At 71.4% G+C, this 11,666-nt stretch carries 10 protein-coding genes; 5 read left to right on the forward strand and 5 right to left on the reverse strand.

Translation table 11 applies throughout. From position 1 onward, the window contains the following. Positions 1-774, forward strand: coding sequence for an SDR family NAD(P)-dependent oxidoreductase (locus IG98_RS0114325; RefSeq protein WP_030911374.1), 774 nt, complete (start codon positions 1-3; stop codon positions 772-774). Positions 775-792: 18 nt separating this feature from the next. On the opposite strand, the gene IG98_RS0114330 is transcribed toward IG98_RS0114325, so the two are convergent. Beyond that, on the reverse strand, positions 793-1,941 hold the full coding sequence (locus IG98_RS0114330) for a macrolide family glycosyltransferase (RefSeq protein WP_030911377.1): 1,149 nt from the start codon (positions 1,939-1,941) through the stop codon (positions 793-795). Positions 1,942-2,213: 272 nt separating this feature from the next. On the opposite strand from IG98_RS0114330, the gene IG98_RS0114335 reads away from it, so the two are divergent. Next, on the forward strand, positions 2,214-3,374 hold the full coding sequence (locus IG98_RS0114335) for an MFS transporter (RefSeq protein WP_030911379.1): 1,161 nt from the start codon (positions 2,214-2,216) through the stop codon (positions 3,372-3,374). 150 nt (positions 3,375-3,524) lie between these two features. On the opposite strand, the gene IG98_RS0114340 is transcribed toward IG98_RS0114335, so the two are convergent. Continuing rightward, a complete protein-coding gene (locus IG98_RS0114340) occupies positions 3,525-4,319 on the reverse strand; it encodes an MOSC domain-containing protein (RefSeq protein WP_030911382.1) in 795 nt (264 codons plus the stop codon). Between the two features lie 530 nt (positions 4,320-4,849). Here IG98_RS0114340 and IG98_RS0114345 point away from each other — a divergent pair. Further along, on the forward strand, positions 4,850-5,257 hold the full coding sequence (locus IG98_RS0114345) for a YciI family protein (RefSeq protein WP_030911385.1): 408 nt from the start codon (positions 4,850-4,852) through the stop codon (positions 5,255-5,257). Continuing rightward, positions 5,254-6,399: an RNA polymerase sigma factor gene (locus IG98_RS0114350; RefSeq protein WP_030911388.1), complete on the forward strand. Its 1,146-nt coding sequence runs from the start codon at positions 5,254-5,256 to the stop codon at positions 6,397-6,399. The genes IG98_RS0114345 and IG98_RS0114350 overlap by 4 nt, the downstream gene beginning before the upstream one ends. A gap of 161 nt (positions 6,400-6,560) precedes the next feature. Here IG98_RS0114350 and IG98_RS0114355 read toward each other — a convergent pair whose 3' ends face one another. Both IG98_RS0114355 and IG98_RS0114360 read right to left on the reverse strand, forming a co-directional pair. Then, positions 6,561-7,442 (reverse strand): alpha/beta hydrolase, encoded by an 882-nt coding sequence (locus tag IG98_RS0114355; RefSeq protein ID WP_030911391.1) that lies wholly within the window; start codon positions 7,440-7,442, stop codon positions 6,561-6,563. Between the two features lie 3 nt (positions 7,443-7,445). Next, positions 7,446-10,157: a helix-turn-helix transcriptional regulator gene (locus IG98_RS0114360; RefSeq protein WP_030911394.1), complete on the reverse strand. Its 2,712-nt coding sequence runs from the start codon at positions 10,155-10,157 to the stop codon at positions 7,446-7,448. Positions 10,158-10,343: 186 nt separating this feature from the next. Here IG98_RS0114360 and IG98_RS0114365 point away from each other — a divergent pair, with 186 nt between their 5' ends. Then, positions 10,344-10,553 carry a hypothetical protein gene (locus IG98_RS0114365; RefSeq protein ID WP_030911397.1) on the forward strand — a complete coding sequence of 70 codons (210 nt, stop codon included), beginning with the start codon at positions 10,344-10,346 and terminating at the stop codon, positions 10,551-10,553. 116 nt (positions 10,554-10,669) lie between these two features. Here the strand turns inward: IG98_RS0114365 and IG98_RS0114370 are convergent, their stop codons facing one another. Further along, positions 10,670-11,653 (reverse strand): helix-turn-helix transcriptional regulator, encoded by a 984-nt coding sequence (locus IG98_RS0114370; protein ID WP_030911401.1) that lies wholly within the window; start codon positions 11,651-11,653, stop codon positions 10,670-10,672. Positions 11,654-11,666: the final 13 nt, after the last annotated feature.

Raw genomic sequence — 11,666 nt, forward strand, 5'->3', positions numbered from 1 at the left:
ATGATCAGCCCTGCCAACGACCTCTTCTCCCTCGCGGGCCGCACCGCCCTCGTCACCGGCGGCAGCTCCGGCATCGGACGCACCATCGCCCACACCCTCGGCCGCGCCGGCGCGGCCGTCGTCATCGTCGCCCGCCGCACCGAACACCTCACCCGCACCCTCGGCGAACTCCACGACCACGCCATCAGCGCCGCGGCCATCAGCGCGGACCTCGCCGACCCCGCCGACCTCACCCGCATCCGCGACCAGGCCCCCACCCACTTCGGCGAGATCGACATCCTGGTCAACAACGCCGCCAACAACATCCGCCACCCCATGGCCGACCTCACCGACGACGACTACCACCAGACCATGGCCGTCAACGTCACCGCCCCCTACCTCCTCGGCCAGCACTTCGGCCCGCGGATGGCCCGGCGCGGCTGGGGCCGCATCATCAACCTCGGCTCCCAGCAATCCCACAGGGCCTTCGGCGACAGCGGCGCCTACGGCGTCTCCAAAGCCGCCATCACCGGCCTCACCCGCTCCCAGGCCGAAGCCTGGTCCCCCCACGGCGTCTGCGCCAACACCATCATCCCCGGCTTCGTCCTCACCCCCCTCACCGAACCCGCCCAGGCCATCCCCGGCCGCGTCGAAGCACTCGCCGCCCGCTCCATGACCGGCCGCAACGCCACCCCCGCCGACTTCGCCGGCATCACCCTCCTGCTCGCCTCCGACGCCGGCGCCTACATCACCGGCCAGGCCATCTGCGTCGACGGCGGCTTCTCCGTCCACTGAGCGAACCGCCCGTCAAGATCAGCCCAGCATCTCCTCGATGAGATCCGCAGCCCGCACCGTGCCCCCCTCGGCACGCGCCTCGGCACGCAACGACGCCGAACGCCGGGCCACCTCCACATCACCGACAAGGTCCTCCAAAGCCGCCCGCAAATTCACCGCGGTGGCATCCTGGGCATCGACACGGCGAGCCACCCCCAACTCGACAAGCCGGTCGGCGTTGGTGAACTGATCCACGGCCTGCGGAACCGCGACCATGGGAACCCCGGCAAACAACCCCTCACTGCTGCCCCCCATACCCGCATGGGTGACGAACGCGTCGGCCTGCTCCAGAACCGCCAGCTGAGGCACCCAGGAACGCACCTCGACATTGGCCGCGACCTCCCCCAGTTCCCGCGGATCGGTGTACCTGCCGATCTGGAGCACAACATGCCAGCCGGACAGACCACCAAAGGCCGCCAGACACTGACGGTAGAACTCCGGCCGGCGCGTGTACGCCGACCCCAAAGAGATCAGCAGCACATTCTCGGCATCGACCGGACGCCTCCAGACCCCCTGCCCTGCCCGCGCGCCGAAACAGGGACCGACGAACGTCACCACATCGGCGTCCACCCGATCCGCGTGCGGCTGCATGGCCCGGGGAATCAACGCCAGAGCCCGCGCGGGACGACCGGAGAAAACATCCACATCCATGGTGGAGGCGCCACACCCGGCGAGCCACCGCGCGAACCTCGCCCGGTAGGCATCAGCCCCCGGCAGCTCCCACAACGACGCCGCGACCTGCTGGTCATAGCCCTCCCACGCCACGAACGTCGGGGACAACTGCAGGACAGGACGGCCCTGCGCCTCGGCGAGAGCACGCGCGGCATAGGCGCCGATGTCGTACAGATAAAGATCCGCACGATCATGGTCATAGGCGGCACGCAACTGCGGAAGGACCTGAACCGCGTCGTCCAGGAAGACGCCCATCGCGGCGATCGGGTCATCCGGCCAGTCGTTGTCGGCGACCGGCAGGACCGAACCGTAGGGGACGAACTCGGCACCGGTGGCCGTGACCAGGTCGGCCACCGCCGAACCGTTGGCGTAGGTCACCCGGTGGCCGCGAACCACCAGCTCACGGATGACCTCCAGGCTGGGCAGAACGTGACTGACGGCGGGGATGCCGACCATCGCGATATGGGCACGGCGACGGGACAAGACAGATCACTCATTTCCGGTCTACGGCGAAAAGGACACGGCAAACCGGTGTGCCGGCACCCCGACAACGAAACCTGCCGCAGGGACGCGCAACAAAAACCTGTACACCTCCCCACCCCCCTGCCGCACACCAACCGCCGACGTCACCGGCCTTCCCCCCTTGTACACCACCGGTCCACACACCACACACCAACACCCCACCATGATTGAATAACGCCCCGGATCCAACACACCCGGGGACGCTCATGACCACCACACACCAACACCCCACCAACGCCCGCCGAGCCGTCTCCTACTTCTTCATCCTCCTCGGCACCGTCTCCGGGGCCTGGGCCGCCCGCATCCCCGCCGTCAAACACACCCTCGACCTCAGCGACGGCCAGCTCAGCTACGGACTCCTCGCCGTGGCCATCGGACTCATCACCGGCATGCGCTTCGCCGGACGCCTCACCGACCGCCTCGGCAGCGCCCGCCTCCTCACCCCCGCCGCCATCGCCACCTCGCTGACCGTCATCCCCCCCGGCTACGCCACCACCCTGCCCGCCCTCATCGCCACCCTCTTCCTCTTCGGCCTCGTCAACGCCTCCCTCGACGTCTCCATGAACGCCCACGGCGTCGAAGTCGAACGCGCCTACGGCCGCCCCATCATGTCCTCCTTCCACGGCATGTTCAGCATCGGCGGACTCATCGGCGCGGGCATCGGCGGACTCTTCGCCTGGTTCGACCTCAGTGCCGCCACCACCCTCACCGCCGTCGGCATCCCCCTCGCCCTCGCCTCCCTGTACGCCCGGCGCCACCTCCTCCCCACCACTCCACCCCCGGCCACCCACGCCACCACCCCACGTCGCGCCCCATGGACCAGCTGGATCATCCTCATGGGAGTCGTGGCCTTCGCCGGACTCGTCGGAGAGGGCGCCGCCAACGACTGGACCGCCGTCTACCTCTTCCAGAACCTCGGCGCCCCCCAGGCCGTCGCCGCCGCCGGATTCGCCGTCTTCTCCACCACCATGACCATCGGCCGCTTCGCGGGAGACCACCTCGCCCAACGGTTCGGCCCGGTGCGCCTGGTCCGCTACTCCGGGCTCGTCGCCGCCCTCGGCCTCGGCACCGCCCTGCTCGTCGGCCAGACCCTCGTCGCCTTCGTGGGATTCGCCCTGTTCGGCCTAGGCCTGGCCACCATCGTTCCCCAGGTCTTCTCCGCCGCCGGAAACCACGACCCGGCCCGTGCCGGGCAGGCCATCGCCCAGGTCGCCACCGTCGGCTACGCCGGGCTCGTCGCCGGACCCGCCATCATCGGCGGCACCGCCGAACTCATCGGCCTGCCCGCCGCCCTGGGGATTCCCGTCCTGCTCGCGGCCTTCATGGCGGCCTCCGCCGGAGCACTCCGTCACCCGCGATCGTCATGATCGACAAACAGGCGGTCCGTGTTCTTGGAAGAGAGTCCTGGGGAGTCCCGGCAGCAACACCAGCAGCCATGACCGGCCGCATCCCAGAGCGCTACGCCGCGGTCATGGACCGCCGGCACACCTGAAGGCTGCCCTGAAGCGCCTGACCGGCTAACCTGGCCGGACTTCGTCGCCGACTCTCAGCTCGCCGAGGTTCCTGGGCACCAGGCGGATGCCGAACCAGGTCTTTCCATCCCAGTGGCGGTGTCTGGCCAGGGTTCTCAGGGGTTCCTTGCCGCGGTCCTGAGTGGCCGGATCCCAGATGGTGGCGGCGCAGCGGTCGCACAACTCCGAGACACCGAAGTCGATCTCGCCGATGCGGACCGACGTCCAGGCGTCCTCCGCGAAGGGTTCCGCGCCGTCGATGACGGCGTTGGGCCGGAAACGGGCGACATCGAGGGGGTCTGGGGGGTGCTCCTGACGTTCCATGGCGCCTTCGGCGATCCAGCCGTCCAGGCGCTGGAGCGAACTCCTGGAGACGAGCAGGAGGGGGCCGTCCCAGAGGCCGCGGTGTTCCTCGGTGATGGTCCGGCATCCGGGATCGTCCAGCCGGACGAGGCGAGCGGGCTTGCCGAGCAGGCGGGTGAACCATTCATGGGCGTCGGCGTGGGCGAGCACGGCTCGGTCGAGGTTGGAGCAACCCAGCGGGATCGTGTCGCCGGTGGCCGGGGGGACCTTGAGTTCGCCCATGCCCTTCGCCGACAGGCAAAGGCCGCCTTCGGGGGTCTCGACGGCCGAAACCGAGAGGAGCCGGGGGTGTTCGCCCACCCAGATCAGTTCTCCCAGCGGGTCCACCACGGCCCAGCATCGGTCGCCCTCCAGACCCCAGGGGAGGACTTGAGCGGATGGGCGGGAGATGCCTTTGGTGGACTTGAGGGGGTAGGTGCGGATCTCCGCTAGTTCCATTGCACAAGGATAGGAGAAAGCGCTCTCCTGAGGTATGGGAGCGTGTCCACGGGGCATCCGGAGCGGGGGGCCGGGCCCCCTGCGGGATGTGGGTTTCGCCTGCTCCTCGATCCGGGCCGGATCGGCGTCCGGCACGGCGGGGGTGGCGGCCTCACAGACGGCGGTGAACAGGTCCAGGCGGGTGCGGGCCGTGCCATCGCCCGGTGCCCGCCCGGCCGCCCACCTCGGCCTCCGAACCGGTCGGCCAGGTGGCGCCCGGCCACGTGCAGCGACTGCTGGACGCGCTCGCCGGCTTCCCGGCCTACGCCATCGCCCCCGACTGGACGATCACCGGAGCGCCTGGCGAGCAGCGGCCTCTCGCGCCTTGGACACCAAGGGCCTCCCCGTGCCCATCCGGGGCGCCCGGGAGTGTGCGAAGTCTTTTGAAGTCCGCCAGGAAATGTCGCGCTGGGATGTCGAGAACCCGAGCGCGGCTTCGTCCCCGCAGTGAACACGGCCACAATGGGCCGTATCACACTGAGGAGAACCTGATGGCCAAGTACCTGCTGCTCAAGCACTACCGGGGCGCGCCGGCATCGGTCAACGACGTGCCGATGGACCAGTGGACGCCAAAGGAGCTTTCGGCCCACATGCAGTACATGCGTGACTTCGCCGCTCGGCTGGAGGGCACCGGCGAGTTCGTCGACAGTCAGGCGCTCTCCCCGAAGGGCACGTTCGTCCGCTACGACGGCGAGGGGCGGCCGCCGGTCACCGACGGCCCGTTCGCCGAGACCAAGGACCTGATCGCCGGCTGGATGGTGATCGACGTCGAGACCTACGAGCGGGCGCTCGAACTGGCCGACGAGTTGTCCGCGGCTCCGGGTGCGGGTGGCAAGCCGATCCACGAGTGGCTCGAGGTGCGCCCGTTCTACGCCGAGCAGCCCACGGCAACCGAGTGAACGAGTCGCTGCTGCGGGAGCTGGTGCCCGCGGTGATCGGTGTTCTCGTCCGTCGCGGAGCCGACTTCGCGGCGGCCGAGGACGCCGTGCAGGACGCCCTGGTCGAGGCCGTGCGCGGGTGGCCGGACGACCCGCCGCAAGACCCCAAGGGCTGGCTGGTCACCGTGGCCTGGCGTAAGTTCCTCGACGCCACCCGCGCCGATACCTCCCGACGGCACCGCGAGGTACGCGTCGAGGGCGAACCCATGCCCGGCCCGAGCCAGATGGCGGACGACACGCTCCAGCTGTACTTCCTGTGCGCGCACCCGTCCCTGACACCGGCTTCGGCCGTCGCGCTCACGCTGCGCGCGGTCGGCGGCCTGACCACGCCTCAGATCGCGCAGGCCTACCTCGTGCCGGAGGCGACCATGGCCCAGCGGATCAGCAGAGCCAAACGGACCGTCTCGGGCGTCCGATTCAACCAGCCCGGCGACGTCGCCACGGTGCTGCGCGTGCTCTACCTGGTCTTCAACGAGGGCTACTCCGGCGACGTCGACCTCGCCGGCGAGGCGATCCGGCTCACTCGCCGGCTGGCGGCCAAGACCAACCACGAGGAGGTCGCGGGCCTGCTCGCGCTCATGCTGCTGCACCACGCACGGCGCCCGGCACGGACCGGCCCCGACGGCAGGCTCGTGCCCCTGGCCGAGCAGGACCGCAACCTGTGGAACACCCGCCTGATCGCCGAGGGCGTCGACGTGCTCCAGACAGCCCTCACCCGCGACCGCCTGGGCGAGTTCCAGACCCAAGCCGCCATCGCCGCGCTGCACGCCGACGCCCGGACGACCGAGGAGACCGACTGGGTGCAGATCGTCGAGTGGTACGACGAACTGGTGCGCCTCACCGACAGCCCGGTGGCCCGCCTCAACCGGGCCGTCGCGGTCGGCGAGGCCGACGGCCCGCGGGCCGGCCTGGCCGCCCTGGCGGGGCTCGACCCCGCCCTGCCCCGCCACACCGCCGTCGCGGCGTACCTCCACGAGCGTGACGATGACCCGGTGACCGCAGCACGGCTCTACACCGAAGCCGCCCGATCGGCGCCCAGCCTCCCCGAACGCGACCACCTCACGCGCCAAGCCGCACGACTCAACGCGCGGCTGCGCAGTTGAGCGGCGGGCATTCAGCGTTCCGGCGGCCCTGCTCCCCATCAGGAAACGGCATCTGGTCGCACGCGGCAGGCAGCCGATCCTCGATCCCACCCTCCTGCGGGTCGGTGGATGGCGGTAACCCCGCCCGCGTCGGCTCGCTGACGCCACTGACCGTTCCGCTGTCAATCAAGCCCTGTATGCGCGAGGATGGCGGCGGCCAACTCCTCGTGCACCTCCGGCGGCAGCGTGTGGCCCATGCCCGCCACGATCATCAGCCGCGCCCCCGGGATCTGCTCGGCGATGACCGCGCCGTGACCCGGTTTGACCGGCTCGTGGCTGCCCTCGATGACCAGCGTGGGCGCCTTCACCCGGTGCAGCACACCCACCGGCTCGAAGTCGGGGCCGGCCGCCGCGGCCAGCCGGTGGTTGGCCACCGCCGACAGGTCGCGGGCCCGGTCGTAGATCCGCTCCTGCAGCCGGCGCGCCGCGTCCTTGTCGAACGGCAGCCCGGTGCCGTGCAGCACGCGCTGCTCGGCGATCATGCCGTCGATCAGCGCGCGCCGGTCCTGCGGCGGCGGGGCGGCCATCAGCGCGCGGTAGAAGGCCACGAACTCCGGCGCCGGCGCCGGTAGAGCGCCCTCGGGCTGCGGCTGCCCCGTCAGGGCCCGCACGAGCACCTGGCCCTCACCACCGCCGAGCGGCGAGGAGGCGATGACGCTCAGCGAGCGCACCCGCTCCGGCCGCTCCACCGCGATGAGCTGGCCGAGCAGCCCGCCCGCCGAGTGGCCGACCAGATGCGCGCTCTCCAGGCCGTGGGCGTCCATCACGCGGTAGACATCGCTCTTGATGTCATCCCACGTGTACGGCTCGGTCGCGAAGTCAACGGTGCCGGACATGCCGGTGTCACGATGGTCGTACCGGATCACCCGGCGGCCTCCGGCGGTCAGGCGGCCGACGAACTCGTCCGGCCACATGACGCCCTGCGACATCGACCCCATGATCAACAGGATCGGCGTGTCCGTCTCGGCGCCGAACTCCTCACTCCAGATGTTCATGTTTCGCATGTCTCACAGCATGCCGTCTTCGGCTACGGGCGCCTTCTGTAGAACCACTAGTCGCGCCAGATCCGTACGGGAGCCGATGCCCAGCTTCGGATAGATCTTGTACAGGTGGTACTCGACCGTGCGCGGGCTCAGGAAGAGCCGGGCGGCGATCTGTTTGCTCGACAACCCGTCGGCGACCAGGCCCGCGATGCGCAGCTCCTGCGGGGTCAGCACGTCGAGCACGGCCACGGGCGGGGCCTGCCCGCTCTCACCCGCCGCCCGCAACTCGTCCTGCGCGCGCCGCGCCCACGGCCGGGCGCCCGCCCGCTCGAACGTCTCCCACGCCATCCGCAGATGCGCCCGCGCCTCGCCCGGCCGCTGCGCGCGGCGCAGGCGCTCCCCCAGCAGCAGGGCCGTCCTGGCCGCCTCGAACGGGTTGGTGTGCAGCCGCAGCGCCTCGCCGAAGGCGTCCTCGCAGGAGTCGGCCAGGCCCCGGCAGCGAGCCAGCAGGGCGCGCGATTCGGGCGTCGCGGCGTGCGCCGACCACCGCTCGTACGCGACCAGCGCCGCCCGCGCGCCCTGCTCGTCGCCCACGCGCACGGCGGCCTCGACGCGGTCCGGCGTCATCCGCCACACCACGGCCGGATGCCCAGTGCCCGGTCCCGCCGCGGCGATGGCCGTGAAACGGTCGTGCGCCGCCGCGTAGCGGCCCAGGCACAGGTCGAGCAGCGCCCGCGCGTACGCGGCCATCCCCGCGCGCAATCCCACCCGGTGCGAGATGGCGATGGCCAGCGCCTCGCGGGCCTGCCGTTCACAGAGCTCCTCCTCGCCGCGCAGCGCCGCCAGCGCCGCCAGGTTGGCCAGGTGGGCGGCCACCGTGTTCTCGTACCCGGCCTCCCGCGCCAGCGCCAGCCCCTCCTCGGAGAGGGCCTGGCTGCGCGCCAGCCGACCGGCGATGCGCTCGGCGGTCGCCACGAACTCCAGTACGACGGGCAGCTGCCCGGTCATCCCCGACACCCTGGCCACTCGCCCGGCCCGCCCGGCCATCTCAGTGGCCAGATCCGACTCGCCCAGCTGGCTGGCCGCGGCCGTCGCCCACAGATACTCCGCCGCCTCCCCCAGCTCCTCGACCCGCGCCAGTGCCCGCCGCAGCAGGCCCGGTCCGGCGGCGTCGCCGTCCAGCGTCAGGCCGATCCCGGCCACCGTGTCCCGCAAGAACCCCTCGGGGTGGGCTGCCGCCCTCCGTCCGAGCTCGACGACGGCCGCGGTGTCGCCGACGTAGGAGGCAGCCTCCATGGCATCGGCCAGCATGTCCAGGCTGTCGCCTGCCGCCAGGATCCGTACGGCCTCGGCGGCGCTGCCCGAGTTCAGCTCGAACCGGCCCCGCAGCCGGGCGATCTCCATGGCCAGGTCGGCATCCGCGCCGACCTGTTCGCGAGCCTCGGCCAGCAGCGACTCCGCCTGCCCCGGGCGACCGCCGAGCCAGGCCGCGACGGCGGCGTCCTTCAGGCGGACGGCCCGGGCGCGCGGCTCGGGGGTCAGCTCGGCAGCCCTGGCAAGGGCCGTGGCGGCATCGCCGTACCCACCGCGGTCACGCGCCCGCTCCGCGGCGGCTACCAGCGCGCCGGCGACCCGCTCGTCTTGGCCGATGGCGGCTCCGGCCAGGTGCCAGGCGCGGCGCTCCCCCTCGGACAGCTCAGCCAGTACGGCATGCACCCGGCGGACGTCGGCGGGAGTGGCCACCTCATACACCGCCGACCGGACGAGCGGATGGCGAAAGTGCACGCGCGTGCCCGAAAGCTCGGCCAGCCCGGACTCCTCCAGCTCCGCCAACGCCATCCGCCCAGCCCAGCCCACCGTGGTCTCCCCGGGCCCTACCGTGGGCCCTACCGTTTGCCCGGCGGACAACCGGTCGCCGGCGCGCAGGATCAGGCCGAGGTCAGCCTCCACGGCGGCGACCAGAGCGAGCAGCCGGGCAGCGGCGGACAACGTGGCCACGCGATCGCCGAAGAGCCGGACACCACCGGGAAGCGGGTCGGGCAGCGGTTCGCGTCCGGCCAGTTGCGCGGGCGTCAGGCGAGCGGCGATCTCGCCCAGAGCCAGCGGGTTCGCGCGGGTCAGCGTGACGAGTTCCCGTGCCACACCGGGCGGCACAGCGTAGCGAGATTCCAGCATCTCGGCCGCCGCGGCTCCGGGCAGGCCACGCACCTCCACCGTCAGCGGCACACCCTTGAGCGGAGCGTCCCCGCGCACGGCGAGCAACATCGCGATCCGTTCCGTCCCCAGCCGCCTGGCGGCGAACAGCAATGCGTCGGCCGAGGCCCGGTCGACCCACTGGAAGTCGTCGACCACGCAGATCAGCCCGTCCGGCGCGGCGGCTTCGGCCAGTAGCGAGAGCACACCGGCCCCCAGCAGGTACCGATCGCCGGCACTGCCCGCGGCAAGCCCCAGGGCCGCGCGTACGGCGTCGCGCTGCGGTTCGGGCAGCTCGTCGAGCGAGCCGGTCACCGGCCACAGCATCTGGTGCAGCGCTGCGAACGCGAGGTCAGACTCGGGCTCGACCCCGGTGATCCGTAGCACGCACATCGCGCCGCCTCGCACGGCCACCGCGTCGAGCAGGGCGGTCTTGCCCGCGCCTGCCTCGCCCCGCAACACCACCGCACCGCCGGAGCCGTCGCGAGCCCGCGCGATCACCTCGTCGAGTGCGCTGATTTCCGCGGATCTGCCGTAAAGCACGAACATCACTGTAGGAGACCTTCACGCCGCCCCGTCCACACCGGAGCCGCTTCTCACGGATCACCGATTGCGCGAGGTCGGAGCCGCCCTCGTCGACCCGGCGCCCGGGCCGCCGTCGCCGGGGGCACAGTAGCGCTGCGTCACGATGGTGACGCTACCGTCACAGTCGAGAGCAGGAACGGCTGCGTGCTCACCATCGCCGGGCCGGACGGCAAACCCGGCCAGGCCGACGCCTCCTACTCCAACCCCGACGGCACGATCGTCATCGACGACCAAGGCCACCTGCGTGTCACCACCCAGAGCAGCGCCTGCAACGCGGGCATCAAGATCGGCGACAGCATCATCCTCGACGGCCGGTTCGAGCTCCCCCCTCGCGGAATCATCACCAGCCCATGACCCCGGCCCAAAAGACAATCCCTGACCACGCCACGACGACCGCGACCACGCTCGGGGCCGCGCTCGGGGCCGCCGAGGTCTCGGCCACCGGCCGGAGCCAAGGCACCGAGACAAGGTCAGCCAGGACTCGGGCCGTACAGCGCGGCCAGGTCGGCGACGGTGGTGGCCATCCGCTCACGCAACTCGGGCGGCTCCAGCACCTCGATGTCCGCGCCCAGGCGCAGCAGCAGCCAGTGGGCGTGCCTGACGGACTCGGTCGGCAGGCGCAGCACCACCCAGCCGCGCTCGTCGGGCGGGCCCGCGGCGGCGAGCGCGACCTCGGCGACCTCGGCGCCCACCGTGTACCGCAGCATCCCCTCGGCGCCGGGCGCCATCCGCACCAGCGCCTCACCGGTGTACATCCGCTCACGGAAGCCGGCCGCATAGCGCTGCCAGAACCCAGGCAGATCGAAATCGGCGGGACGCTCGAAACGCCCCGCCAGAAGTTCGGCACTCACGATCCGCGCCACCTTGTAGGTACGCGGCTCCCCCTCACCGGCGACGGCCACCATGTACCACGACCCGCCCTTGAGAACCAGGCCGTACGGGTGTGCCAGGCGCTCGACGTCGCGAGGCCCCCAGCGGCGATAGGTCATGCGCAACGGACGCTGCTCCCACACCGCCTCGGCGACCTCCCCCAGAAAGGGAACCTCGTCGGCGTCGCGATACCAGCCGGGCACGTCCAGATGGAAGCGCTCACGCATCCTGGCGGCATGGAAGCGCGGCTCGGGGGGCAGCGCGGCGAGCATCTTCAGCTCGGCGTTCGCCGCGACCTCGGCCAACCCCAGTTCGGAGGCGGGACCTGGCAGCCCCGCCAGGAACAGTGAGGAGGCCTCCTCGGCGGTCAGGCCGTTGAGGCGGGTGCGATAGCCGTCCAGCAGGCGATATCCACCGGCGGGCCCACGGTCGGCGTAGACCGGCACCCCCGCCGACGACAGCGCCTCGACATCACGGTAGACCGTGCGGACGGAGACCTCCAGTTCCCTGGCCAACTCGGTGGCCGTCAAATGCCCCCGCGTCTGCAGGAGCAGCAGGAGGGAGAGCAGACGACTCGCGCGCATGGCCGCCATTGTT

This window comes from Streptosporangium amethystogenes (assembly GCF_000721075.1).
GTDB classification, from domain to species: Bacteria; Actinomycetota; Actinomycetes; order Streptosporangiales; family Streptosporangiaceae; genus Streptosporangium; species Streptosporangium amethystogenes.

Bases quoted from the DNA above. Each gene is read 5' to 3' on its own strand.
- IG98_RS0114340 (WP_030911382.1), bottom strand. From the start codon at position 4,319: ATGGAACTAGCGGAGATCCGCACCTACCCCCTCAAGTCCACCAAAGGC.
- IG98_RS0114370 (WP_030911401.1), bottom strand. From the start codon at position 11,653: ATGCGCGCGAGTCGTCTGCTCTCCCTCCTGCTGCTCCTGCAGACGCGG.
- IG98_RS0114335 (WP_030911379.1), top strand. From the start codon at position 2,214: ATGACCACCACACACCAACACCCCACCAACGCCCGCCGAGCCGTCTCC.
- IG98_RS0114325 (WP_030911374.1), top strand. From the start codon at position 1: ATGATCAGCCCTGCCAACGACCTCTTCTCCCTCGCGGGCCGCACCGCC.
- IG98_RS0114345 (WP_030911385.1), top strand. From the start codon at position 4,850: ATGGCCAAGTACCTGCTGCTCAAGCACTACCGGGGCGCGCCGGCATCG.
- IG98_RS0114330 (WP_030911377.1), bottom strand. From the start codon at position 1,941: ATGGTCGGCATCCCCGCCGTCAGTCACGTTCTGCCCAGCCTGGAGGTC.
- IG98_RS0114355 (WP_030911391.1), bottom strand. From the start codon at position 7,442: ATGCGAAACATGAACATCTGGAGTGAGGAGTTCGGCGCCGAGACGGAC.